Source organism: Polaribacter sargassicola (assembly GCF_021991835.1).
Lineage (GTDB): Bacteria > Bacteroidota > Bacteroidia > Flavobacteriales > Flavobacteriaceae > Polaribacter > Polaribacter sargassicola.
Genome location: NZ_JAHDAU010000011.1, coordinates 51,889 through 78,603 on the forward strand (window position 1 = coordinate 51,889; position 26,715 = coordinate 78,603).

At 28.3% G+C, this 26,715-nt stretch carries 27 protein-coding genes; 13 read left to right on the forward strand and 14 right to left on the reverse strand.

Features of this window, described 5'->3' with window-relative positions; all coding sequences use genetic code 11:
• The first annotated feature begins 35 nt into the window (after positions 1-35).
• Positions 36-509, forward strand: coding sequence for a hypothetical protein (locus tag KI686_RS14575; RefSeq protein ID WP_237590065.1), 474 nt, complete (start codon positions 36-38; stop codon positions 507-509).
• On the opposite strand, the gene KI686_RS14580 is transcribed toward KI686_RS14575, so the two are convergent.
• The 6 genes from KI686_RS14580 to KI686_RS14605 form a co-directional block, all read right to left on the reverse strand.
• Positions 506-1,738, reverse strand: coding sequence for a M48 family metallopeptidase (locus tag KI686_RS14580; RefSeq protein ID WP_237590066.1), 1,233 nt, complete (start codon positions 1,736-1,738; stop codon positions 506-508). The two genes, KI686_RS14575 and KI686_RS14580, sit on opposite strands and share 4 nt — an antisense overlap.
• Positions 1,739-2,485 (reverse strand): polyphosphate--glucose phosphotransferase, encoded by a 747-nt coding sequence (ppgK, locus tag KI686_RS14585; RefSeq protein WP_237590067.1) that lies wholly within the window; start codon positions 2,483-2,485, stop codon positions 1,739-1,741.
• Between the two features lie 6 nt (positions 2,486-2,491).
• The gene (locus KI686_RS14590; RefSeq protein WP_237590068.1) at positions 2,492-3,286 is read right to left on the reverse strand and encodes a TrmH family RNA methyltransferase; all 795 of its coding nucleotides are present in this window, start codon (positions 3,284-3,286) and stop codon (positions 2,492-2,494) included.
• Positions 3,287-3,468: 182 nt separating this feature from the next.
• Positions 3,469-4,767: an amidohydrolase family protein gene (locus KI686_RS14595; protein WP_237590069.1), complete on the reverse strand. Its 1,299-nt coding sequence runs from the start codon at positions 4,765-4,767 to the stop codon at positions 3,469-3,471.
• Positions 4,768-4,779: 12 nt separating this feature from the next.
• On the reverse strand, positions 4,780-7,749 hold the full coding sequence (locus tag KI686_RS14600) for an amidohydrolase family protein (RefSeq protein WP_237590070.1): 2,970 nt from the start codon (positions 7,747-7,749) through the stop codon (positions 4,780-4,782).
• Between the two features lie 90 nt (positions 7,750-7,839).
• Positions 7,840-8,916, reverse strand: a complete 1,077-nt coding sequence (locus tag KI686_RS14605; RefSeq protein ID WP_237590071.1) for a DUF3810 domain-containing protein — start codon at positions 8,914-8,916, stop codon at positions 7,840-7,842.
• A gap of 137 nt (positions 8,917-9,053) precedes the next feature.
• On the opposite strand from KI686_RS14605, the gene dnaB reads away from it, so the two are divergent.
• The 5 genes from dnaB (at position 9,054) to bshA (ending at position 14,447) form a co-directional block, all read left to right on the forward strand.
• The gene (gene dnaB / locus KI686_RS14610) at positions 9,054-10,574 is read left to right on the forward strand and encodes a replicative DNA helicase (RefSeq protein ID WP_237590072.1); all 1,521 of its coding nucleotides are present in this window, start codon (positions 9,054-9,056) and stop codon (positions 10,572-10,574) included.
• 84 nt (positions 10,575-10,658) lie between these two features.
• Positions 10,659-10,850 (forward strand): hypothetical protein, encoded by a 192-nt coding sequence (locus KI686_RS14615; protein WP_237590073.1) that lies wholly within the window; start codon positions 10,659-10,661, stop codon positions 10,848-10,850.
• An 83-nt stretch (positions 10,851-10,933) separates the two neighbouring features.
• Positions 10,934-12,118: an asparagine synthetase B gene (locus KI686_RS14620; RefSeq protein ID WP_237590091.1), complete on the forward strand. Its 1,185-nt coding sequence runs from the start codon at positions 10,934-10,936 to the stop codon at positions 12,116-12,118.
• Between the two features lie 177 nt (positions 12,119-12,295).
• A complete protein-coding gene (locus tag KI686_RS14625; protein ID WP_237590074.1) occupies positions 12,296-13,141 on the forward strand; it encodes a transketolase in 846 nt (281 codons plus the stop codon).
• Between the two features lie 169 nt (positions 13,142-13,310).
• On the forward strand, positions 13,311-14,447 hold the full coding sequence (gene bshA / locus KI686_RS14630) for an N-acetyl-alpha-D-glucosaminyl L-malate synthase BshA (protein ID WP_237590075.1): 1,137 nt from the start codon (positions 13,311-13,313) through the stop codon (positions 14,445-14,447).
• A 55-nt stretch (positions 14,448-14,502) separates the two neighbouring features.
• Here bshA and KI686_RS14635 read toward each other — a convergent pair whose 3' ends face one another.
• The gene (locus tag KI686_RS14635) at positions 14,503-15,144 is read right to left on the reverse strand and encodes a DUF937 domain-containing protein (protein WP_237590076.1); all 642 of its coding nucleotides are present in this window, start codon (positions 15,142-15,144) and stop codon (positions 14,503-14,505) included.
• Between the two features lie 122 nt (positions 15,145-15,266).
• Between KI686_RS14635 and KI686_RS14640 the strand changes: the two genes are divergently transcribed.
• The 7 genes from KI686_RS14640 to KI686_RS14670 all read left to right on the forward strand — a co-directional run bounded on the left by KI686_RS14640 (position 15,267) and on the right by KI686_RS14670 (position 20,585).
• Positions 15,267-16,592 (forward strand): dicarboxylate/amino acid:cation symporter, encoded by a 1,326-nt coding sequence (locus tag KI686_RS14640; RefSeq protein WP_237590077.1) that lies wholly within the window; start codon positions 15,267-15,269, stop codon positions 16,590-16,592.
• A gap of 6 nt (positions 16,593-16,598) precedes the next feature.
• Complete coding sequence (locus KI686_RS14645) at positions 16,599-17,441, forward strand: sulfurtransferase (protein ID WP_237590078.1); 843 nt, start codon at positions 16,599-16,601, stop codon at positions 17,439-17,441.
• 1 nt (position 17,442) lies between these two features.
• Entirely contained in the window at positions 17,443-17,769 is a 327-nt protein-coding gene (locus KI686_RS14650; protein WP_237590079.1) for a hypothetical protein, read from the forward strand.
• Positions 17,770-17,957: 188 nt separating this feature from the next.
• Positions 17,958-18,098: a hypothetical protein gene (locus tag KI686_RS14655; protein ID WP_237590080.1), complete on the forward strand. Its 141-nt coding sequence runs from the start codon at positions 17,958-17,960 to the stop codon at positions 18,096-18,098.
• Positions 18,099-18,291: 193 nt separating this feature from the next.
• Entirely contained in the window at positions 18,292-19,179 is an 888-nt protein-coding gene (locus KI686_RS14660) for an EamA family transporter (protein ID WP_237590081.1), read from the forward strand.
• A gap of 34 nt (positions 19,180-19,213) precedes the next feature.
• Positions 19,214-20,029 carry a DMT family transporter gene (locus KI686_RS14665; RefSeq protein ID WP_237590092.1) on the forward strand — a complete coding sequence of 272 codons (816 nt, stop codon included), beginning with the start codon at positions 19,214-19,216 and terminating at the stop codon, positions 20,027-20,029.
• Between the two features lie 127 nt (positions 20,030-20,156).
• Complete coding sequence (locus KI686_RS14670) at positions 20,157-20,585, forward strand: hypothetical protein (protein WP_237590082.1); 429 nt, start codon at positions 20,157-20,159, stop codon at positions 20,583-20,585.
• Positions 20,586-20,663: 78 nt separating this feature from the next.
• Here KI686_RS14670 and rsgA read toward each other — a convergent pair whose 3' ends face one another.
• From rsgA to KI686_RS14705, 7 genes are all read right to left on the reverse strand, one after another.
• Entirely contained in the window at positions 20,664-21,755 is a 1,092-nt protein-coding gene (gene rsgA, locus KI686_RS14675; RefSeq protein WP_237590083.1) for a ribosome small subunit-dependent GTPase A, read from the reverse strand.
• Positions 21,739-22,521, reverse strand: a complete 783-nt coding sequence (locus tag KI686_RS14680) for a GNAT family N-acetyltransferase (RefSeq protein ID WP_237590084.1) — start codon at positions 22,519-22,521, stop codon at positions 21,739-21,741. The genes rsgA and KI686_RS14680 overlap by 17 nt, the downstream gene beginning before the upstream one ends.
• Positions 22,511-23,059: a TetR/AcrR family transcriptional regulator gene (locus KI686_RS14685; RefSeq protein WP_237590085.1), complete on the reverse strand. Its 549-nt coding sequence runs from the start codon at positions 23,057-23,059 to the stop codon at positions 22,511-22,513. The genes KI686_RS14680 and KI686_RS14685 overlap by 11 nt, the downstream gene beginning before the upstream one ends.
• A gap of 456 nt (positions 23,060-23,515) precedes the next feature.
• The gene (locus tag KI686_RS14690; RefSeq protein WP_237590086.1) at positions 23,516-23,890 is read right to left on the reverse strand and encodes a VOC family protein; all 375 of its coding nucleotides are present in this window, start codon (positions 23,888-23,890) and stop codon (positions 23,516-23,518) included.
• A gap of 173 nt (positions 23,891-24,063) precedes the next feature.
• Complete coding sequence (locus tag KI686_RS14695) at positions 24,064-24,918, reverse strand: FkbM family methyltransferase (RefSeq protein ID WP_237590087.1); 855 nt, start codon at positions 24,916-24,918, stop codon at positions 24,064-24,066.
• Positions 24,919-25,086: 168 nt separating this feature from the next.
• Positions 25,087-25,773 carry a hypothetical protein gene (locus KI686_RS14700; protein ID WP_237590088.1) on the reverse strand — a complete coding sequence of 229 codons (687 nt, stop codon included), beginning with the start codon at positions 25,771-25,773 and terminating at the stop codon, positions 25,087-25,089.
• Between the two features lie 161 nt (positions 25,774-25,934).
• On the reverse strand, positions 25,935-26,558 hold the full coding sequence (locus KI686_RS14705; protein ID WP_237590089.1) for a hypothetical protein: 624 nt from the start codon (positions 26,556-26,558) through the stop codon (positions 25,935-25,937).
• Between the last annotated feature and the right edge of the window lie 157 nt (positions 26,559-26,715).

Below are 26,715 nucleotides of genomic sequence, written 5' to 3' on the forward strand. Positions count from 1 at the left end.
AATAATTAGTTTTCTAAATTTTCTATTTTTGAACAATGAAAAACATTCTTATATTTATAATATTTATTTTAAGTTATCATATTCAATCTCAAGACAAAGGAGAAAAAGAACTGCTTTTTAAACTTCAAAATAAGAAAGTAAATATCAACATAAATAAAGATATTTTTACAAATGTTACTACTAACATGTATGCTGCACAAGAGCCAAAAGCTCTAATTGTAGCATTATATTTACCCATTTCTTATAAAAAACAAAAAACAAAACTGAATAAAATTTCTAATTCTAGTGAACTGAAATTTATAGGAGAAAAGACAATAAAAGGAGAAAAAATATTACTTAAAGAGGGAATTATATCTAAAAAAGGAATTAACTATTTAAAGCAAGTTTATTACCTAAAATACGACAAGAAAACTTGCATTGAACTGACAACAATGTTGGTTTATAGTGCTAGTAAACGTTCTAAAAAAATGATAGATGATATTGTTTATTCTGTAATAGAAAAAAATTAATTTTCTAAATTTTTTATTCTTTCCAACAAAGTTGGATGAGAATAATGCACAAAAACATACGCAGAATGCGGAGTTAAATTACTTAAACTGTTTTTAGATAATTTTTTAAGTGATGTAATTAGTGCTTTTGCATTAAAAGTTTCTTTGGCATAATTATCTGCTTGATATTCAAATTTACGAGACATATAATTCATAAATAATCCTGTAATTTCAGAAATTGGAGAATATAAAATTCCGAATGCTATTAAACCAATATGAAAACTTGGTGTTGAAATTGATAATGCTTCTGATAAAAGAGAAGAATCGATGAAAATAGACAATATAAATAGCGTAAAACCCGTAAGTAGCATAGAGGATATTAAATTAAAAACGATATGTTTTCTTTTATAATGACCAACTTCATGTGCTAAAACAGCAACAATTTCATCTGTTTCTAAATCACTTATTAAAGTATCATATAAAGTAATTCTTTTTTGAGAACCAAAACCAGAAAAATAAGCATTTGCTTTTGTAGAACGTTTAGAGCCGTCGATTACAAAAATATTATTGATAGTAAAACCTACTTTTTTTGAGTATTTTTCTATTGCTGATTTTAATTCGCCAGCTTCTAAAGCTGTTTGTTTATTAAATAAAGGTACAATTAGTTTTGCGTAAAACATATTTATAAACAAAGAGAAAAAAGCAACTAAAGCCCATGCGTATAACCAAAAATTTTCTCCTGCAAATTGATAAAACCAAATAATTAAAGATAAAATTCCACCACCTAAAATAGCACTCATTAAACCTCCTTTTAATTTATCTAACCAAAAAGTTTTTTTTGTACATTTATTAAAACCAAATTTTTCTTCTATAACAAATGTTTTGTAATAAGAAAAAGGTGTTGTTAAAATATCTGAACCTAATATTATAACACCAAAAAAAGTTAAAGCTACTAAAATGGGGTTATCAGTTAAGCTTCTTGCAAAATTATCTACATGTTTAAATCCATCAACAAAAAAGAAAACTAAAGTTAACACCAAAGAAAATGCTGATGTTAAATTAGAAAATTTATCATTTACTTTTTTGTATTCTTGAGATTTCAGATACTCTTCTTTATTATAAACATCTTTTAATTCATCAGGAATTTCATCATCAAAATGTTTAGAATTTAAGAAGTCTAAAACTTTATCAATAATAAAACTGATAACTAAAATTGCTATTAAAATATAAAATAGAGTAGTAGGTTGCATTTATTTTTTTTCCATTTTACTAGCATACATTGCAGCACCAATAATACCAGCATTGTTTTTAAATTCAGCAACTTTAACATTAACATCTGTTGTTAAATGCTGTTTAAATTCATCATATTTTTTACTAATTCCACCACCTAAAATAATTAAACTAGGTGAAAAAACAATTCTTACATATTCTAATAATTCATCAAAACGTAAAGCCCATTGTTTTAGCGATAAATCTTCTTTTTTTCTTATAGAATCTGCCGTGTAAAACTCAATAATTTTACCATTGGTATGCAACATTTTTCCTATTTCTACATTCGGAATCAATTTTCCGTCAAAAAACAAACCAGAACCAATACCTGTACCAATTGTTATAACCAAAGTAACACCTTTCTCTTTTTTACCGGCACCTAAACTAACTTCTGCAAGACCGGCTAAATCTGCATCATTACTAACATAAAATGGCAGTTTACATTCTTTTTTAAATAGTTTATCAACTTTTACATTTAGCCATTTTTCACTTAAGTTACCATAATGAATACATTTTCCATCAACAATTGTGGTAGGAAAACTACAACCAACAGCTTTTTTCCAATCAAAATGCTTTATCATTTCTTTTACAACTTTGGCAACAGCTTCTGGTGTAGCTGGTTTTGGTGTAGGTATTCTGTGTCTATCAGTAAGTAATTCTCCTGTTTTTGTGTTTACAACAGCAGCTTTTATTCCAGATCCACCAATGTCAATTCCTAATACTTTCATTTTTTTTTATTTAAAATCTCTTTGTCTTTTTGCTTCAAAAAGAATAATTGCAGCAGAAACAGAAACATTCATAGAATCTATTTGTCCCTGCATAGGTATGTTTATATTTTGTTTAGCAGCTTCTCGCCAAGTTTCTGTTAAACCCGTTGCCTCTGTACCAACAACTATTGCAGAAGATTCTGTATAGTTTTCCTTATGATATTCATTAGAGTTCTGCAAAGTAGCAGCATATATATTAATATTCTGTTTTTTAAAAAAAGTAATTATTTCTTCTGATGTACCAATGGCAATGTTGTTAGTAAAAACACAACCAACACTAGACCTAATAATATTGGCGTTATATAAATCGCTTTTAGGGTCTGCTATAAATATTGCATCTACATTTGCAGCATCTGCAGTTCTTAAAAGAGCCCCTATATTACCTGGTTTTTCTACACTTTCTGCTACTAAAATTAAAGGTTTTTCTCTTTTAAATTTAATGTTCTTTAAAGAAAAATCTTTTGTTTTTGCAACAGCAACAATTCCTTCTGTAGATTCTCTATAAGCTATTTTTTGATATATTTCTTTAGAAATTGATACTCTATTTATGTTTTTATTAAATAGGTGTAAAATTTCTTTTTCTGAGATTAATTCTGGATAAAAAAGAATTGTATCAAATTCATAATCAGCAGATATGGCTAAAGAAATTTCTCGTTTACCTTCAATAATAAATAGCCCTTGTTTTTTTCGTTCACGTGCTTTTTCTTGCAGTTTTAGCAAGTTTTTTATGTAAGAGTTTTGGATACTTGTAATTTCTTTCATCAATGCAAATATACCTATTTATAGGTATTGTCTTAAGTCAAAATAATAACAATATTTGTATAACAGTAAGTTGAGTGTATTTATTTGGATTTGTACTTAAAATTCTGTGAAAAGGAAAAATTATTTATAGTAAAAAAAGGCTCGCGTTAAGCGAGCCTTTTTTAAACTTTAATAAGATGAAATTATTTTGTTTTATACTTATTAGAATACCTTTTCCACAATTTTGTTTGATGAGTTTCTAAACTAATTTTTCTACCTTGTATAAAAGCGTTAGAAATAATGTTAGTTCTCATATCTAATGCGTCTCCTTCAGATATAAATAAAGTTGCGTCTTTACCAACTTCTAAAGTTCCTGCAAAATCATCGATTCCTAATATTTTTGCATTATTAAAAGTTAATAACTTTAAAGCTTCTTCTTTTTCTAAACCATGAGCCGCAAAAGTACCAGCGTAAAAAGGTAAATTTCTTGTATTCATACGTTCCATAGACCCTTCCATACCTAAACCTACTGTAATACCTTTTTCTGTAAGTATTTTTGCAATAGTATATGTAGAATCATAAGCATCATCTTCACTACTTGGGTTTCTATGAGGTCTTTCTAAAATAATTGGAATGTTGTATTTTACAAGTAAATCTGCAACTTTATCTGCATCTCCACCTTTAACAATAACAACTTTCTCTATACCTAATTCTTTAGAAATAGTAATTGCATCTGTAATTTCTTTTTGTCCGTTTACATGGATAAAAAGTTTTTGAGTACCATCAAATAAACCTTTAGTAGCTTCATAAGGTAAATGTTTTTTTTCTGCATTACCTGCTAAATAAGTTTTAGCATTAGAAAAATAAGTTTTAATACCAGCTATACTTTTAGGATAGTTTGGGTCTGGTTTTAATGTACCATCACCACCAAACCTTCTTCTTCCGCTAGAAAGGCTTCCTGGCCAATTCATGTGTATAGCATCATCAACCTTAATAGCAGCATCTTCCCAGTTCCAAGCATCTAATTGTACAATAGAAGATGTACCAGAAATTAAACCACCTCTTGGTGTAATTTGCGCCATTAAAACTCCGTTTGGTCTCATAGATTCTACCACTTTACTTTCTGCATTATAAGCTATTAAACTTCTTATATGCGGGTTGTTTGTACCAATCTCATCTTCATCATCACTTGCTTTAACAGCATCAATTTCTACTAAACCTAAACTTGCATTGGCTGCAATAAAACCAGGATAAACATGTTTACCTTTAGCGTTAATAACGGTTCCTCTTCTAGCAATTTTTGCATTTGCACTTCCTGCAAAAACAATTTTTCCTTCGCTAAACATTATTAAAGAGTTTTCTATAACCTCTCCATTTCCTAAATGTGCTGTTGCACCTTCTATAGAATAGTCTGCAGTTTGTTTATCTGCAGGTGTTTGTTGTGCTATAATGCTATTACCTAACAAGAAAGTAAATAGCAAACTATATATTATTTTTTTCATATTTCTGTAGCTTTATATTTCTGTATCACAGTGAAAATCGATATCGATTCTTTTTCTTGGGGTTTGCGTTTTAGCACCTCCTATTTTTTCCTGTAACATCATATTAATTAATTTGCTTCTTTCTTCTTTAATAGCTTCACGTTTTTTAATGTCTTCGTTTCTATCAAAAAATACTTTACCTTCTATGATTGTTTTTTCAACTTTAGCATAGATAGACATTGGGTGATCACTCCATAAAACAACATCTGCGTCTTTACCTACTTTTATACTACCAACTCTATCATCAATATGTAAAAGTTTAGCTGGGTTAATTGTTACCATTTTCCAAGCTTCTAGTTCTGTCATACCACCATATTTAACTGTTTTTGCAGCTTCTTGGTTTAATCTTCTAGACATTTCTCTATCATCAGAATTAATAGCAACAGTAACACCGGCATCATGCATAATTGCTGCATTGTAAGGTATTGCGTCATTAACCTCGTATTTATAAGCCCACCAATCTGAGAATGTAGAACCACCAACACCGTGTTCTTTCATTTTATCTGCCACTTTATATCCTTCTAAAATATGTGTAAAAGTGTTAATTGTAAAACCAAATTTTTCTGCAACTTTCATTAACATATTAATTTCTGATTGTACATAAGAGTGACAAGAAATATAACGTTCGCTGTTAATAATTTCTGCTAATGTTTCCATTTCGGCATCTTTTCTATAAGGCTTACCGCTTTTCTTTAAAGCATCATATTCTTCCGCTCTTGTAAAATAATCGATAAAAACTTGTTCTACACCCATTCTTGTTTGTGGAAAACGAGTACCATTTGTGCTACGAGATTGTTTTACGTTTTCTCCTAAAGCAAATTTTATAAATTTAGGTGAGTTGTCGTAAATCATTTCTTCTGCATTTTCTCCCCACTTTAGTTTGATGATTGCAGAACGTCCACCAATTGGGTTGGCAGAACCATGTAAAATTTGAGAAGTTGTTGTTCCTCCAGAAATGTTTCTATAAATATTAATGTCATTAGGGTCTACAACGTCTTCTATAGTAACTTCTGCAGAAGAATTTTGTGCACCTTCATTAATAGAAGAAGCTGCAATATGAGAATGTTCATCTATAATACCAGCAGTTAAATGTTTGCCCGTTCCATCAATTACAGTTGCGCCTCCGGCACTTAAACCTTTACCTATTTTAGTGATTTTTCCATTCTTTAAAAGAACATCTGTGTTTTCTAAGATACCTTCATCTTCACTGGTCCAAACAGTAACATTTTTAACTAAAATTGTTTGTGTTTTAGGTTGTGTATAATTACCAAAACCAATATTAGGGTAACTTACTGGTACAACAGTTAACACTTTTTCTTTTTTACCACCTTTTTTAGCAGGTTTTCCTTTTGTTTCTGTTGCTGCTACTTTTTTACTTGCAGACCAAGAAGTTTTATCACCTTTTGTATCAAAAGCATCACCTTGCATCACGTTAGAAGCATTGATAACTTTACCTAACATTCTTGTATACTTATCTTCTTCATTTAACGTAATTGTAACCCAATCATCTGCAAAAGAAAATTTAGCATTTACTTTTTTACCATCTTTTTTAATAGATCCTGATTGTTTAGCTCCTTTACCGGTAATTGATAAATCGTAATTTTCATCATTAACAGTTAACATATAATCACCTGTAATGTCTTTAATATTCATATCATTAATTACATTTTTATCACCTTGTACCCAATTTTCATGAATAGTAGTTTTAGGATCAAAAACATCACCAGAAGTAATAATAAAGTTTGCGTAACTACCTGTATTTAAATTACCAATAGAAGAATTACCAAGAATATTAGCAGGAATAGTTGTTAAGGCTTCTAATGCTTTTTCTTTATCAAAACCATATTTAATTGCTTTTTGTATGTTTTTATGAAAAGCATTAATAGATTTTAAAGTATGTGTGGTTAAAGCAAAGTTAATTCCGTTTTTAGAAAGTACACTTAAGTTTGTAGGCTCTTGGTTCCATCTACGCATATCTCCTAAAGATATGTGTTCTGTTAATAACGGATTAGAAACATCAAAAGCAGCACTAAAATTAATAGGAATAATAAAATTAGCGTTTGTTGCTTTTATATCATTAATTCTTTCAAATTCTTTTCCGCTACCAACAATAGTGTATTGTACACCAAACTCATCACCAACTTTATCTGCTCTTAAAGCATCTAAAACATTTGAAGTTTCAAATATCTGGTGTAAGTTTTTGTTTGCATTAAAAGCTTCTAAAGATAAATCTTTATTTTTCATGTTTCCTTTAGCATACCAATCTGCATCGTTGTACACCTGACGTAATAAAGCCATTGCACCCATTCTAGAACTAGGATAAGCTTGATTAGATTTAGAACTTTTATTAAATGATAAATATTGAGCAGATTTTGTATCTAAGATTCTGTAAGCATCAGAAGAATTAGGGTTTAAAGCTATTAACAAACCATTACCTTGTACAATACCATCGTTTAAGTGAGTATTTACAACACCAAAACCAGCATTAATTAAATCTTTTGCTTTTTTACTATCAAACTTAAAATCTGAAATAGGATTTGTTTCTGGTCTAATATGGTCGTTCCAATAATAACCTTCTCGTGTAGCTTCATATTGTCTTGTTCTAGACCTAAAGCCAGCTTGGCCACCTTGTCTATTTGAGTTAGCAAGACCAAAATCTGAATAAATTTCAATAAAAGAAGGGTAAATAGTTTTACCACTTAAATCGATTGTTTTTGTTCCTGAAGGAATTTTAACCGATTTACCAATACTTAAAACTTTACCGTCTTTAATTAGTAAGGTTCCTTTTTTTACAACTTTATTATGTGTTACATAAATGGTTGCGTTGGTAAACGCAAAAGTTGTGTTTTCTGTTGTTTTTACTCCACTATCTGTAGGAAAATAATCTTGCGAATGCATAGAAAATGCTACAAATAATGAGAAAAAAAAGAGTAATTTTCTCATAAAAGTTTGAATTAGTTGTTTGAATTATTTTGCATAAAATTAAATAGAAGCAATTTGTAAAATGTTAAAATGCCTTAATTTAACAAAATTTTAGTATTTTATTAGGGGTTTAAAATAACTAATAAATAAATCAACAACATAATTATAAGATTGTACACCTTTTTCTTGTTTATTCGCTTTTAGATAGGCATTGTATCCTTTTTTAATATAAGGTTCAAAAGGGTTTTTATATTCTTGCCAAAATAGGTAACTATTGTTAAAATCTTTTATAATTCCTTTATTTACCTTTTGCCAAAGTTCTTTAGATAAATTTTTATCTCTTTTTTTTATCTCAGAAATACAATAACCAAAAGCCATTCTATAACTTGCATATTTAAAATAAATATCATCATTATAATTTGCGGCTAAAAATCCTATAAAATTAGCTTCGTTTTCTGCAGCAAAACCTATTTGATGTGCCATTTCATGACATACGGTTGTAGGATAACCTGTTTTTGGTAATTTATCGTTTAGCTGTGCTTCCCCCGTTAACGGATTTAAATATCCGGCAGTGCCATTATAAGTTTGTAGCAAACTCATTAAAGAACTTTTTACAGATTTATGTTGATATTTTAGTTGAGGAAAATCTTTTGCTAAATTTGTATAACCATCAACCGCCATTGCATACATTTCTTTTGGTTGATAAAAATTAGTAACCTTTAAAGTATCGTTTTTAGTAATTTTAAGTTGATAATAATTTAGCTCTTTTATAATGTACTCTGTTACTGTTTTAAGTTGTTCTGTAGTATATTCTTTTTGTTGATAATTTAAATTTTTAGCCAAAGGTTCTCTATAATAATTTAAACCCCAAAAAAGATAAAAACAAAAATAAATAATAGATAATACAGCCGTAAAATGAATTATTTTAGGAATAAAATTTTTGAACCTATTTTTTATGATTAGAAATAAAAATCGAATTAAAATAAATAACCCAAATGCTAATAAAACATCACCAAAAGAAAAAGGAAGCCAACCTAAAAGTATTCTAAAAAAAGACGATATATAAGGATAAATTCCGTTAGAATAATATTTTTCTATAAACGATGGATTTTTAGCCACCAGTTGCATTAAAAGCATCTGAATAGGCAGTAATATTGATAAAAAAATATGTGTTTTATTCCATTTCATTCGTGTAAAAGTAACACATCATTTTAAAAGTTACTTAGTTATTAACATATTAATAACAATTCTTATCTGTTTTTGTGAACAAAGAAATTTACTATTGAGAGTAGAATTTAACATGTAAAAAAAGTACATTTGCAGTCATGGAAAAAACGACTCCTGTTACAGGTAAAAAGATAGATAAATCAAGGTTAGTACAACTTGAAAAAGGTAAAATTCCGCCACAAGCAGTGGAATTAGAAGAGGCTGTGCTAGGTGCAATGATGATTGATAAAAAGGGTATTGATGACGTTATAGACGTTTTAAGTGCCGAGGCTTTTTATGATCAAAAACATCAAGATATTTATGCTACTATTTATGAATTATTTCAAAATTCTGAACCAATAGATATTTTAACAGTATCTAATTTATTAAAAAAGAATGGTAAATTAGAATTTGTTGGTGGCGATTTTTTTCTAATTCGTTTAACTCAAAAAGTAGCATCTTCTGCGCACATAGAGTTTCATGCAAGAATTATTTTACAAAAATACATTCAGCGTAAATTAATATCAATTTCATCAGAAATTATAGAAAACGCTTATGATGAAGCCACAGATGTTTTTGATTTATTAGACGATGCAGAAGCAAAACTTTTTGAGGTTACACAAGGTAATTTAAAAAAGAGTTCAGAAGATGCGGGATCTCTTGTAAAGCAAGCTTTAAAAAAGATTCAAGAAATTGGTAATAAAGAAGGTATGTCTGGTTTAGCAACAGGTTTTACTAAATTAGATGCTTTAACTTCTGGTTGGCAACCATCCGATTTAGTAATTATTGCTGCTCGTCCTGGTATGGGAAAAACCGCTTTTGTAATTTCTATGGCAAAAAATATGGCTATAGATTTTAATCACGGAGTTGCTATTTTCTCTTTAGAGATGTCTTCTGTACAGTTAATTACGCGTATGATTTCTTCTGAAACGGGTTTAACATCAGAAAAATTAAGAAAAGGAAATTTAGAACCACATGAGTGGGAACAATTAAACGTAAAAGTAAAACGTTTATCTGATGCACCTATTTTTATTGATGATACACCGTCTCTTTCTGTATTTGATTTACGTGCAAAAGCAAGAAGATTAGTATCGCAACATGATGTTAAAATTTTAGTTATTGATTATTTGCAGTTAATGACAGCAGGAGGAAAGGCTGGAGGAAACCGTGAACAAGAAATTTCGATGATTTCTAGAAACTTAAAAGCCTTAGCTAAAGAATTATCTGTGCCAGTAATTGCACTTTCTCAATTATCTCGTGCGGTAGAAACTCGTGGAGGATCTAAAAGACCTTTATTATCAGATTTACGTGAATCTGGAGCGATTGAGCAAGATGCAGATATTGTATCATTTATTTTCCGTCCAGAATATTACGGAATGACAGAATGGGATGATGATGATCATTCGCCATGTGAAGGACAAGGTGAGTTTATTGTAGCAAAACACAGAAATGGTGGTTTAGATAATATTCGTTTAAAATTTACTGGACATTTAGCAAAATTCTCAGATTTAGAAGAAGGTTTTAGCTCAGAATTTCAATCTTCTATGAATGCTGATTTCCCTGAAAATCCTTTTGAAGGTTCAAGTGAAGGCGGCATTGATCCAAAAGATGCTTTTGGTGGAGATGATGTTCCTTTTTAAAAAGATAAAAATTTTATAAAATTATAGAAATACACAATTACCTTAATGTAATTGTGTATTTTAGTTTTATAAAACTCAAACATTATGGAAATATTTTTTGGTATAATTATTTTGCTAATTTATTTTTCTATTTTCTTTTTTGGCTACAAAAAAGACTACCAAAGAAACCCTAAAGAGTTTATAAAAACAATTATAGGTATGCCAACCTCTTTTTTATTAGGTCTTTTTGGTGTAGGTTTCTTAGATGAAAAAATAAAAAAGTGGACCAAAAAATAATGTTAATGATAAGAAAATACTTTGTTTTAATTCTATTTATTTTAACCTCAAACTCAATTTGGGCATCATTTATATATGTACCAATGAGTCATGATAACCAAAAAAGTCATTTAAAAGCTTACGGAATTGTATATTATTCTTTGCAAGCTGGGTTAAAATCTAAATGGCTTTTAAATTATGATGGAGGAGCTTTTTTAATTGAAAACAATAAAATTGTAGAAAAGGAGTGTAAAATTAGAGGGGTTTCTTATCAAATAATTTCAGACGCTAAAGCACAATTAATATTAGAAGAAATTTCATCACCATCTTCAAATCAAGATGCAGTAACCTTAGAAAAAGCGCCAAAAATAGCAGTATATTCTCCTAAAGATAAAATGCCTTGGGATGATGCCGTTACAATGGTTTTAACTTATGCAGAAATCCCTTTTGATGTTATTTACGATAAAGAAGTTTTAGAAGATAAACTATTATTATACGAATGGTTACACTTACATCACGAAGATTTTACCGGACAATATGGTCGGTTTTATGGAGCTTTTAGAACTGCACCTTGGTATTTAGAAGGTAAAAAAAATGCAGAAAAACTAGCAAAAGAACTTGGCTATTCTAAAGTATCTGAAGAAAAATTAGCGGTTTCTAAAAAAATAAGAGATTATGTAATTGGTGGTGGTTTTATGTTTGCTATGTGTTCTGCTACCGATAGTTTTGATATTGCATTGTCTGCCGATGGTGTAGATATAGCAGAAGCAATGTTTGATGGAGACGGAACAGATATAAATTATCAATCTAAAATAGATTTTAATAAAACTTTTGCTTTTAAAGATTTTCAATTAATTAGAAGCCCTACGGTTTATGAGTTTTCTTCAATTGATATGACTAATAAACGTAAAATACCCAAAACATCAGATTATTTTTCTTTAGTAGAATTTTCTGCCAAATGGGATCCTGTACCAACAATGCTAACACAAAACCATACAACTTTGGTAAAAGGTTTTATGGGACAAACTACATCATTTAATAGAAACACAATTAAAAGTAATGTATTAGTTTTAGGAGAAAATAAAGTAAACAGAGAAGCACGTTATATACATGGAACAAAAGGAAAAGGAATGTTTACTTTTTACGGAGGACATGATCCTGAAGATTATACACATAGAGTAGGAGATCCTAAAACCGAATTAGATTTACATCCAACATCACCCGGATATCGTTTAATTTTAAATAATATTTTGTTTCCTGCAGCTAAAAAGAAAAAGCAAAAAACATAGGTTACATTAATAAGTAAAAGCTCATTTAATCTCATTTTATTAAAAACAGTTAAGTTTATTGCATTCTTAATAAGTTTTTGTAGGTAATTTTATTAATTATTATTAAATAAATAATATTAAAACAGAATAAAATTCAATCACTTTTGTATTTTTGTCATCACAAATTAAAATAATAAAATGCCAACAACACAACAATTACAAGATTTTACGCAACAAGTTCGTAGAGATATATTAAGAATGGTTCATAAAGTAAATTCTGGTCATCCAGGAGGTTCTTTAGGGTGTGCAGAATTTATTACTTGTTTATATCAAGAAGTAATGGAATATTCTACAGATTTTGATATGGATGGAAAAAATGAAGATTTATTTTTCTTATCTAACGGACATATTTCACCTGTTTTTTATAGTGTTTTGGCACACAGTGGTTTCTTTGATGTAGAAGAATTATCTACTTTTAGATTGTTAAATTCTCGTTTACAAGGTCATCCAACAACTCATGAAGGTTTACCTGGTGTTAGAATTGCATCTGGATCATTAGGACAAGGGTTATCTGTTGGTTTAGGAGCAGCACAAGCTAAAAAATTAAATGGAGATGATAAACTTGTTTATACTTTACATGGAGATGGAGAGTTACAAGAAGGTCAAAACTGGGAAGCAATAATGTATGCATCAGCAAAAAAAGTTGATAATTTAATTGCTACTATCGATTTAAATGGAAAACAAATTGATGGTTCTACTGATGAAGTTTTAGCAATGGGAAGCATTAAAGCTAAATTTGAAGCTTTTGGTTGGGATGTTTTAGAAGTAAAAGAAGGAAATGATATTGAAGCAATCTTAGCTGGTTTAGCAGAAGCAAAATCTATGACTGGTAAAGGTAAACCAGTTTGTATTTTATTATATACAGAAATGGGTAATGGTGTAGATTTTATGATGCATACACATGCATGGCATGGTAAAGCACCAAACGATGAGCAATTAGAAAACGCATTAGCTCAAAACCCGGTTACTTTAGGTGATTATTAATACTAATTTTGTTTTAGTATTTTAAATATAGAACCTACAATTTAAATTGTAGGTTTTTTTATGTTTTTATTTAGATTTAAACTGTAAGAATACTTCTATCTTTACCACAAACAAGTTGATGTTTTATCAACTTTAAAAATTATTTAATTATTTAATCTTTTTATAAAGAATGAAAATAGGTATTGTTTGTTACCCAACATTTGGTGGAAGTGGAGTAGTTGCAACAGAATTAGGAATGGCTTTAGCAGATAAAGGGCACGAAGTTCATTTTATTACATATAACCAACCAGTTCGCTTAGATTTTATTTCGCATCATTTACATTTTCATCAAGTAATTTTAGAAGAATACCCATTATTTCAATACCAACCTTATGAACTAGCACTTTCTAGTAAAATTGTTGAAGTTGTAGAAAAACATGAGTTAGAAGTATTACATGTACATTATGCAATACCGCACGCATATGCTGCATACATGGCAAAACAAATGTTAAAAGAAAAAGGTATTTATGTAAAGGTTGTTACTACTTTACACGGTACAGATATAACATTAGTAGGTAGTCATCCAACATATAAAACGGCTGTAGAATTTAGTATTAATAATTCTGATGTTGTTACTTCTGTATCTAACGATTTAAAAAATACAACAAACAGACTTTTTAATATTAAAAAAGATATACAAGTAATTTATAATTTTATTGATGTAGAAAAATATGATAAAGTCCATCAAAAAAAATGTAATAGAATTGCAATTGCAGAACCTCACGAAAAAGTTTTAACTCATATAAGTAATTTTAGACCTGTAAAAAGAGTAGAAGACGTTATTAAAATCTTTTATGAAGTTCAAAAAGAAGTACCATCTAAATTGTTGTTGGTGGGTGAAGGTCCAGAAAGAGTAAAAGCAGAAAATTTAGTTAATAAATTAAAAATTTCTGATATTGTGATGTTTTTAGGAAACAGTTCTGAGGTAGCTAAGATTTTATGTTATTCAGACATTTTTCTTTTACCATCTCAAACAGAAAGTTTTGGTTTAGCAGCTTTAGAAGCTATGGCGGCAAAAACAGCAGTAATTTCTACAAATACAGGTGGTTTACCAGAAGTAAATATACATGGTGTAACCGGTTATTTAAGCGATTTAGGTGATGTACAAGACATGGCAAAAAATGCTATTTCTATTTTAAAAGATGAAAAAACACTCGAAAAATTTAAAGTAAGTGCAAGAGAGCATACTAAAAGATTTTCATTAGAAAATATTCTACCGGTTTATGAAGATATTTATAAATCTTGTTACAACAGTAAAGTGATATAAATAAAAAAGCTCAAACAAATTGTTTGAGCTTTTTATTTTGAATTCTTATAGAAATTTATTTTCCAAAAAGTCCTCCTAACATTCCACCAATTCCGCCACCAGATTCACTTTTGTTACCACCTAATAACATACCAGCAACATCATCTACAACGCTACCATCACCATCAGAATCTAAAATTTGTTCTAAGAAATTTTGCTCTGATTGAGCGCCACTACCACCTAACAAACCACCTAATAATCCAGATAAATCTCCAGAATTACTCACATTTTGTTCTTGTTTTTGCTTACCTAAAACACCCATTAATAAAGGTGCAGCAACTTTTAAAATATTAGCAACAGAACCAGCATCTAAACCAGATTTTTGTCCGATTACTTGCTCTACACCTTGTTGTTTAGACCCTAAAATATGATTAAGAATCCCTGCTCCATCTTGTTTTACACTTTCATCAACCCCACCTTCAAATAAACCACCAAGATTATCTAAAATACTACCATTATGTTTGCTAGATAAAGCACCCATTAATTTTTCAGCTCCTTCTGGTGTAGAAGCATTTCTTTCCATTGCTTTCATTAAAACAGGTAATGCCATTGTTAAAACACTACTCGTTTTGTTAGAGTCGTTACCTGTAGAACCAGAAACACCTGAAATAATTTGTTTTCCTAAATCGCTACCTAATAAATCTAAAATTCCTGCCATTATATATTTTTTTAGTTAAAATATTTACATTTTAATAATTCTGACACAATATACAAATAAAGTCACTTTCATTTTTCTATTTTTTTTTATCTTTCAAATTCTTAATAATTTTAAAACATTTGATGAAAAAACTAGCACTACATTGGAAAATTTTAATAGGAATGTTTCTTGGAATCATTTTTGGCTTTATAATGAATTCTATAGATGGGGGTAAAGGCTTTGTTGCTGATTGGATAAAACCATTTGGAACCATATTTATAAACTTATTAAAACTAATAGCAGTGCCATTAATACTGGCTTCTTTAATAAAAGGTATTTCTGACTTAAAAGATATTTCTAAAATAAAATCTATGGGATTAAGAACTATAGGTTTATATATGTTTACTACACTTGTTGCCGTAGTTATAGGTTTAAGTATAGTTAATACGGTTAAGCCAGGAAATGGAATGCCAGAAGATACAATTGAAAAGATTAAGCAAAAATACTCTAATGATGCAGGAGTTATAGATAAATTAAATAAAGCAACTTCTCAAAAAGAAGCTGGCCCATTACAAGCATTAGTAGATATTTTTCCAAGTAATATTTTTAAATCTTTAACAGATGCTTCTATGCTACAAGTTATCTTTTTTGCATTATTTGTAGGTATTTGTTTATTGTTAATAGATCAAAAGAAAGCAAAACCTTTGGTAGATTTCTTTGATTCTTTAAACGAAGTTGTTATGAAAATGGTAGATTTAATTATGCTTTTTGCTCCTTATGCTGTTTTCTCTTTATTAGCAAACGTTATAATCTCTTTTGATGATACAGAAATTTTATTAAAATTACTTTGGTATGCTTTCTGCGTATTTGGTGGTTTAGTTATTTTAATTGGTTTTTATCTAGTTCTTGTAAGTTTTTACACAAAAAAATCACCTATTTGGTTTTTAAAACAAATTAGTCCGGCTCAATTATTAGCTTTTTCTACAAGTAGTAGCGCAGCTACTTTACCTGTAACTATGGAGCGTGTAGAAGAACATTTAGGTGTAGATAAAGAAGTTGCCGGTTTTGTATTACCTGTTGGTGCAACTGTAAATATGGACGGTACTAGTTTATACCAAGGTATAGCAGCTGTTTTTATTATGCAAGTTCTATGGCCAGAAGGTTTAACATTTTCTAATCAAATTGTAATTATTGCTACTTCTGTATTAGCTTCTATTGGTAGTGCAGCTGTACCAAGTGCCGGAATTGTAATGTTAGTTGTTGTATTAGAAACTCTTGGTTTTCCAGCAGAATTATTACCGTTAGGAATCGCACTTATATTTGCAGTAGATAGACCTTTAGATATGTGTAGAACTGTTGTTAACGTTACAGGAGACGCAACTGTATCTATTTTGGTAGCCAAATCTTTAGGTAAACTACATGATCCTAAACCAAAAGATTGGGATGATAATTATGATGCTGTAAAATAAATTAATATGTCTTTAGAAATTACTAAACCAATAGTTTCTGTAAATTGGTTAAACAATCATTTAAATGATAAAAATTTAATTATTTTAGATTGTACAATTCCTAAAGTAACAGTTAAATCAACAATTAAAGTTGATAAAGTACAAATAAAAGGAGCTGTTTTTTTTGATATAAAAAATACTTTTTCAGACAAAAAAGCTCCTTTTCCTAATACAATTTTACCCACAGATGCGTTTGAAAATAAAGCTCAAGAATTAGGCATAAACAAAGAGAGTATTGTAGTTTGTTATGATGATTTAGGTGTTTATTCTTCACCAAGAGTTTGGTGGATGTTCCAATTAATGGGTTTTAAAAATGTAGCTATTTTAAATGGTGGTTTACCTAAATGGAAAGAGAATAATTATCCAATTGAAAAACCAACAGCTAAAACCTTTGCAAAAGGAAATTTTAAAGCATCATATCAACCTAATAAAATAACATTCACTAATAACATCTTATCTAATATAAATAATAAAGATTTTTTAGTTGTTGATGCTCGTTCTTCTGGTAGATTTAATGCTACAGAAGCAGAACCAAGAAAGGAAATAAAAGGAGGACATATACCAAATTCTGTAAACTTACCTTTTTTATCTGTTTTAGAAAACGGAATGTTTAAAACAGAAGAGGAGTTAAAAATAATTTTTGATAATCTAAATCCAGAAAAAAAAGATTTTATTTTTTCATGTGGTTCCGGAATTACGGCTTCTATTTTAGCTTTAGCATCAATTTTATCAGGATATAAAAATTACGCTGTTTATGATGGTTCTTGGACAGAGTGGGGATCAACCGAAAATTTACCAATAGAAAAGTAATATGAAACTAGATTGGACAAAAAAAGAATTTGAAGCATATGTATTATTGTATGCAGCACAATGTAATTATTTTGAGTCTGAAGAAGAACAGAATTTCATACTTTCTAAAGTTAATACAACAACTTATTACAAAGTACATAATGAGGTTGTTATAGATTCTGATGAAAAAAGTTTAGATAAAATTCAACAATATATTTTTGAAAATAAATTAAATCAGCAAGAAAAAGATGATTTAATCAAAGACATTAAAAAAGTATTTTTTGCTGATGAATCTGTAGACGTAATAGAAAAAAAAGTATTTGGTATTTTAAAAAAAATAATAGGCTAAATAGAATTGTTTTTAAAAAAAGCCCAATTTAAGAGGTCTTTTTAGATAAAATTATCTCAAAAAAAATAGATTTTAACGCATTTACAATTTTAACATTAAAACAGATAGTTTAACAATTTTTAACGCCTTATTTTTTCATATAATATTGATTGTCTGTATCTTAGATTTGAACTTAAAAATAATAAGAAATGAGTATGATAAAAGACAACAAAAAATTTGAGAGAACTAAAAAACAAACTAACCCTATAAATATAAAAGGGACAAAAGATAGAGAAAACAAACAATTTAATATAGATAATGATACAATTATCGAGAAAAAAACTAAATAACTTAGTAATACAATTTTTTGTAAAAAGCCTTTAGATATTAATATCTAAAGGCTTTTTTTACATATAATTTATTTGTTGATAATTGTATTTATAAAGTTGGTTTATAAAAATTTAAGCATTAATTAAAAATTGAATTAAATAAATTAAAATCGGAATTTTAAATAGTACTTTTGATTCTTAAAACTGACTTTCTTTGAAAAATTCTAAATTTCTTATTGTTATTTCTTTTTTTGCCATATATGTCATTTGGGGATCTACTTATGTATTTAATAAAATTGCTGTAACAGAGTTACCTCCTTTTTTCTTAGCCTGTATTCGATTTTCTATAGCAGGGTTATTAATGATTCTTTTAGCATTATTAACTAAACAAAATTTAGCTATTTCTAAAAAACAATTTTTAAATTCTAGTATAGCTGCCTTTTTCTTTTTGGTTTATGGTAATGGAGTTTTTGTTTGGGCCTTAAAGTATGTAGATAGTGGTTTTGGTGCTTTATTAGCATCTACACAACCTTTATTTGTCTTATTTTTATTAAGATTGATAGATAGAAAACCTTTACAAAAAAAATCTTTAATTGGTGTAGCATTAGGTATATTAGGTATGTATTTATTGGTAAGTCAACAAGAATTAACCACATCAGAAGGTAGTTTATTAGGTGTTTTTATGATATTAACTTGTGTTTTAAGTTGGAGTTATGGTAGTGTTTTTGTGTCTAAAGCAGTTTTACCCAAAAGTCATTTGGTAAGTACCGGATATCAAATGTTATGTGCTGGAGTAATTTTAGCAATAGCAAGTTTACTTTTTAAAGAGCAATGGGTTTCTCCTTTATCTTGGAGTAAAAATGTACAAGTTTCTATGTTTATACTTATTATTTTTGGTGGAATTATTGCTTTTACAGCTTTTAATTTCTTACTAAAAAATATAGCCACAGAAAAAGTAGCCACTTCCGCTTATGTAAACCCAGTAATTGCATTATTTATGGGATGGTTTTTTTTAGACGAAACATTAACTGCACAGTCAATTATTGCTTCTGTTATTTTATTAACTGGTGTATATTTTATCACTTCAAGAAAAAGAAAATAATTACATTTTGGATGTAAAAAAAGCCATAAAATACATGTTATTTAGCACGCTTGCATTTGCGTGTATGAATTCTACCGTCAAATATTTAAATGAAGTAAACACTTATCAGATTGTGTTTTTTAGATCTTTAGGATCTCTTTTTTTTACGATGTCATTTTTGTTAAAAAATAAAATACCTTTAATAGGAAAAAACAATAAGTTATTAATAGCAAGAGCTGTCGTAGGTACGTCATCTATGGTTCTTTTTTTTATGTCTATTAAATATTTATCTATAGGAACAGCAGTTTCTTTAAGATATATAGCACCAATTTTTTCAGCAATATTTGCTGTTTTTTTATTAAAAGAAAAAGTAAAACCATTGCAATGGTTTTTCTTTTTAATTTCTCTTTTAGGTGTTTTTATTTTAAAAGGATTCGATAATCAAATAAGTACAATAGGTTTAGTTTTGGTATTAATTGCATCGGTACTTAGTGGACTTGTTTATATAATAATCAGTAAAATAGGTAAAAGTGAACATCCTATTGTAATTGTTAATTATTTTATGCTATTTGGTACTCTATTAGGCGGCATATTATCAATTAACAATTGGGTTTCTCCAAAAGGTATTGAGTGGCTTTTTTTAATGATGTTGGGTGTATTTGGTTTTTTCGGGCAAACTTATATGACCAAAGCTTTTCAAACTGCATCTACAAATATTGTGGCACCTATTAAATATTTTGAAGTAGTATATACGGCAACTTTTGGTGTTTTTATTTTTAATGAAATATATACAATATACAGTTTTGTAGGTATTGCTTTAATTATTGGTGGTTTGGTTTTAAATATTTGGTATAAATCTCGTATAAAATGATGGAATATTTATTTTATTCATTTTTTATAACTTTACTTTTATTCAATGAATGTAATGATATTTTATTGTTGTGTGTAATTTAACGCAACCATATTAGAATTTGAATATCTAATTAAAAAATAGATTTATGAAAAAAACATTCTACATCTTCATTCTATCCTTGGCAATAATTTCTTGCAGCTCAGATGATGAAACAAGAATTGATAATTCGGATTTAATTGGAAATTGGAATTGGACAAATACCGAAGGTGGAATTGGATTTCATATTCACGAAACACCAGAAACAACTGGAAAAATAATCCATCTAAATTTAAAAGAAAACTATGAGTTTTTAGTAACCGAAAATGGAACTGAAATATCGAATGGAATTTATGAGCTGATTATGAAAGAGTCTATTTACTCTGGAGAAATGGAAAGATTTATTCAATTTCCTGAAAACAATCAGTATTTAGGATTTGTGAAAAATGGAATAATAGATATTTACGAAAACACAAAACTTAATATTTCTGACAATAATGCTGATGGAATTGGAAGTGAGTTTGAGAGAATTGAATAAAAACTACACACAACAATGTGTAACCAAAATTACGGCAGATTCGATTACGGCCGATCTTTCTGTTAAACTTTGTCGTATTTAGTACTTGTTTCTTTTTCTTTGTTTAACTACATTTTTAATCAATTTTCCTAAATCTTTATCTTTCTTTTTACGTTCCTCTGAACTCGAGTCGAAAAATAGTCGTTCTCGTTCCATTTTTTGAAAGTTTTGATACGATTCTGAATCTAATTCTCCGTTTTCCAAAGCATTTATAATAGCACAACCTTTTTCATTTGTATGTGTACAGTTATTAAATTTACAGTCTAATGTTAAATTGGAAACTTCATCAAAAGTCAATTCAAGACCTTTGAAATTATCAGTTATTCCAACTTCTCTCATGCCAGGATTATCAATTAAAATTCCATTTTCTGTAACAATTAATTCTCTGTGAGTTGTAACGTGCTTTCCTCTATCAATACTTTCGCTAATATTTCCAGTATTCATAATATTTTTTCCAATTAAGGTATTTATTAGCGTTGATTTTCCAACTCCCGAAGAACCTAACAAACAATACGTTTTTCCTTTTATTAATTGTTGTTTTATTTCACTAATTCCATCTTTTGATTTATTGCTAATTGCAATTATTAAAACGCCTTTAATTCGTTCTTTAGTTTTATTTAAAATTTCATTTAATTCTGATGTTTGGATTAAATCAATCTTACTAATAATAACAATAGGTTTAATATTAGCCGAATTACAAATAGTTAAATAGCGTTCAATTCGGTTTAAATTAAAATCTCGATTTACTGATTGAACAATTAAGCCAACATCAATATTAGTTGCAATTATTTGAGTTTTAACAAGTTTACCAACTGCTTTTCTTTCTAATATAGATGTTCTTGGATATACGAAATGGATTAACGCCTTATTGTCATCATATTCATTAATAGCTACCCAATCTCCGACAACAGGTAAATCGTATTTGGATTCTGCTGTAAATCTTAAATTTCCAATAAGTTCAGCCTCCAATTCATTAGAAACGGTTTTAATTGTGTATCTATCTTTATGTTCAGAAACTACACGAGCAACTTCAAAAGAGTCTAATTGATTTTCTTTTCGATATATTTCTAATTGTTTATTAAAACCTAAATCGTTTATTGTCATTTTTCTAACCTTAAAATTGAATATCAAAAATGATATTTGAACAATAAAAACCAGCTCTTTCAATTGCTTTTTGTGAACCAATATTGTCAATTGTTGTTGAGCAAATTGGTTTTCTGTTTGCTTGTATCACTCTGTTTGCTTGCAATTTTAGAACTTGAGTAGCAATTCCTTTTCCTTGCATATTTTTATTTACAATAATTCCCAAATCGGCTATTTCTGCCTGTGTATCACTCCATCTACATTCACTCGTAGCAATAATTTTATTGTCTTCTTTTATAAAGTAAATTTCTTTTCTACTTACCAAGTTTTCAGTATAGCCAAAGGTATCATCCATTCCTATTTGTTCCTTTAAAAACGATTTGATTTCTGGAATATCAGTTTCTGATACTAATTGAAGATTTAAAGATGAATTTACATCAACTTCTGAATTTGTATGCTCAAAGCAAAACGTATTTGGTTTGATTGATTTTGAAAGTGATAAACAAGTGTTAAATGCTATTGGTTCGTTAGAACTTAAACTTGCTGAAACTATTAATTTTTGCTCAATAAGAGATTCAACTACAGTTTTCATTTTAGCTTTAAAACCATCTAAAATAAATAGTTGCAGAAGGCTATGATTGTTGTCAATGGAGCAATATCCTATATTTTTTTCTTGACTATAAATTAGATAGTTTTTAGTTGATGCTATGTATAATAACTCCCACATTGCATCAATGGGAGCTGTTAATTTTGAATATAACTGAGCTTTTAATTCGTTAATTTTGTTTGTGTCTTGTGTTATTTTAAATTCCATTTTTAGTATATTTTTTTATTAGTTGTTTTTTGATTTTATCTAATGGATAATCATCAAAAATCCCTAAATAATTAAGTGCAATACCATCTAGTTCTGCTATAAATAAATAACTTTTAATCTCTGCACTTTCTGTATCTATTTGTTCAAAAAGTTGAGTTACAGAATTTAGGATAAAAGCACTTCTTTCTTTTATTAAATCGTTTAATAGCACCCTTGTTTTTGGTTGAATCATAATGTTTAAATTCAATTGAAAAAATAATTTATCCTTTTCTATTTGCGAAAAGAATGAATTGATTAAATCCAACAATTGTTTGATTGGAGATTGTTCTTTGTTAACAGATTCATTTAATTTAATTATTGTTTCTGTAGTGCTTGAAAATATTTCCCTTAACAATTCATCTTTAGATTTAAAATGATGAAAAACTAATCCTTTTGAAACATTACTTTCTTCACATATTTTTGAAATAGGTGTGTTTTCAAATCCTTTTTCAGAAAAAAGTTTAGTTGCTATTTCTATTATTTGTTTTTTTTTATTCATAAAATTAATTTGACTGACCGTAAAGTCAGTGCAAATGTATGTAATATTTTTAATACCATAATTATATATTAAAAAAAGGAAAGGTGTTTTGTTTTTGGTGTAAAATATAGCGTGTTTGTATAGTATAGTTTTTGCCTGGTAAACCACGGAATTTAGTATTAAAAATCAAATAAAAAATTCATGAAGGTTTATATGTAGGCTAGAACTATCAATAAATTAATTCTAACGATTATTAATAGTTTAAAAATAAGTCAAAAGTAGTTAAAGGATAAATTATCAGTTTTTTTTTATTTTTTTTAAGCTAATTATATCTCATATTTAAAATAGGAAATAATTCCTATTTTCATTTTTCTTTATTATTATTGCTCACGTGGTATGTCTTGTTGCGTAAAAACGTCCATCGGACTTATACGCTGTAATCTGAAGATAGGATATTGTAATAAATAGTTTTGTTTTCTATCGTATTTTAAATTTAAAAATTCCAAAATGCCATAATATTCCGCAAGGATCGTGAAGAAAAAACTCGTTTCCCCATTTATTATATACAATGTCGGACAAGCGTACATTCTCATACTTTTCAGTTAACTTTAAATTCTGAATGTATTTTAAAGTATTTTCTAAATTATCAACTTCAAAGAAAATCATTGAGTTATCAATCCAATCTTTCACATAAGCGTCTTGCAGATAAAATCCGAATTCTCCAATATAGAAATAAGACATTTTTTCGGATGTAATAACTTCTTTAAACCCTAAATCTATGTAGAAATTTCTAGAAATATTATAGTTTTTAGATCCAATAAACGATCTGATAGATTTTCCTGATAATTTCATTTAGAAATGCCTTTTTAAATTTATATTTAATGAATTGTTTTTTAGATTATTTGATTTTCAATATCAGTGTTCATTTTCAAATTGTAGCTTAAGTTTTTCTATAAGATTAGTGTGGGAGGTAGACAATCTAAAAGAAGCACAAAACTATGGAAAACTAAAACCCCGCATTAATTTTATACTGTGTTAGCAAATGTTTTTGTTGTAAAAATGTAGTTAAACCTATTGTTGTTTATCTCTAGTTTTGATAGATTTCCGTCATTATCAATATAATATTTAGAATAACCAAGGTTATATAAAAATTCGTGAATATTTTTACTGTTTTTGTTAGGTTTTCCGTTACCTAGTATTTCAATAAGTAGTGTCGGTTTATATTTTGTTAAAGTGGCTTTCATACCAATTAATGCAGGATATTCAAAACCTTCTATATCAATTTTAATTAAATCAATATGGGTAATGGCTTTGTGTTGTAGATAGGAATCCAAAGATATTATTTTGACTTCTTCTTCTATAGAAGATTTTTCAATATTTTTTGCAGAAACCATTCCTAAATTATTTTCTCGTTTATCATAGTATAAATTGATTTTACCATTTTTTTCTCCTACTGCAAGATTCTCAATTTGCACATTTTCGAGTTTGTTTAATGTAATGTTCTCCATCAGAGATTTATAATTTTTGGAGAACGGTTCAAAACAAATAATATTTCCTTTTGTGTCAATGAGATTAGATGCAATGAGCGTGTACAATCCAAAGTTTGCTCCTAAATCAATGAATGTACTGTCTTTTTTTAAAAAAATTTGAAGTGTTTTTAATTCATTTTTCTCATATTCTCCTAAAAAATATATATTTTGTTGTATCCAGTCTTCAATATGTAATTTCAGTTGTAAATGATTATATTTTGTTTCTATAACTATTCCTTTGAATAGATTCAGTGGTTTAAAGAATCTCTTGTAAATCCCAAAATACCATTTCTTTTTTAAGATTTTCACTTTAAATAGAAACCTGAAAAGTATTGCTAAAGTTATTCTCATATTTAAATTTGCTAACTGACTTGTGTATGGAACGTAGCGTGCAAAAAGATACTAACTTTTAGGATTAACACAGAGCCGAATTTTTATCTTTTGTTTTTAATTTATCATTTTTTAAAAGCCAAATTAAAAATTTGGCGGACATTAGCTATGTTTTATACACCGTGTTACCTACAGGCTATTATGTTGTATGGTAAGCATTTCATTTCCTCCTTTTTGAAATTCATACTTTACTTTTTCAATATTCACGAGGTGCTTATTTTTAAAATGAGAGATAACATCATCAAGCATTTCTGATTTTTCTGCATTTAAATTTAGGATAGGAAAGATTCTAACTTCTTTACATAATCTCAACATCTCATTTATAGATTTTATGTGAAAATCAAATCCAAGCTTAGGGTATAATAATAGAAAATGTGAACTTAAACCTAAATCAAATGTTTGCTTTTCAAAATTTAATTTTTCAGGTAAAGAATGATAAATATATCTCTCTTCTTTTTTTCCTTTCGAAAAATCTTTTAAGAAATCAGACATGGATTTGACTCTTAAACATTCTAATTCATCAGGGGTTTTAATACTTTTCCAAGTAAAGTTTTCAGTATTATTTCTAACCTGTTTCAACACTTGTTTTTTAACAACTTCAAATCGTTCTTTAAGTTCATTTTCAGAAAATTGATATATCAAATCAATTGAAGTACATTTTTTTTCAAGATTATTTAGTTCAGAATTAAAGCTTGCAGGTCCATCTCCGAAACTGATAATGTTTTTATCTAAATCATTATTAGATAAATTAAACATTTCCCGATACTCTTTTAAATTTCTTCCCCAAGGGACAACTTCTTCTAATTCAAATTTCATTTTTTTTTTCGCTTGTAGGTAACGGTCTCGTAAAACCGTCAGTTACGGATTTTAAATTACTTTTTTTCGTTTAAGCACTAACGCTTGCAATTCCGAGTGGATTCGGACGTAGTCGAATCTGCCGTAATTGCGTTTATACATTGTAGGTACTAGCATTTATTTTAAAGCTTCATTTCACTTACATAAACATTTTTACCTTTCTCTAATTGTATAGGTCCTTTTTTTAGTCCTTCTACAATAGTTCTGTATCGTTCATATGGCCATTTTTTCATATGCTTTTTATTCTCGGCATCTCTCCATTTTAAGATCAATTCATCTCCATTAAATGATTTCAAATTAACTTTTGTTGAATCTACACCATCTGGACCAGTATTTACCCATTTTTGATATTCAAGAATTCGGTTGTCGATATAGTCAATCGTTGAATAAGGTGTAAATAGCAAATCATAATAATATTTGTAATCTCTAATGGTCTTGAGTAGTCCAACTTCTCCTTTTCTTCTGTTATGAATCGTCGTAATAGAAAGTTCAATATCTTGTATTTTATCAACAGATTCGTCAATTTGAATGAATAAATATAACTGTCTTTGTTGATTGTTAGTTATTAGAATATTTACAAGTTCCAATTGTTTGTCTATAGAATCGTCAATAGGCAATATATTGGTGATTTTTTCTTTAATCCAACTGACAAAATTCACGTTTTTAGTCCAAGCCAAATAAATAAAATAGACTGCTATGGCAGTTATTATTATTCTTGTAATTAAAACTATTATGTTATCAGGCATTTTAATATTCTTCTATTTTTTTTTAGGCTCCTTGGATTCAATGTTGTAACGCAACAAACCGTATTGTTTTTTTGATGTTACTAAGCTACAAATTTTAGTTCTAAGTCCATCATTTCTTTAGGTGTTTTATATCCAATAATTTTTCTTGGTCTGTTGT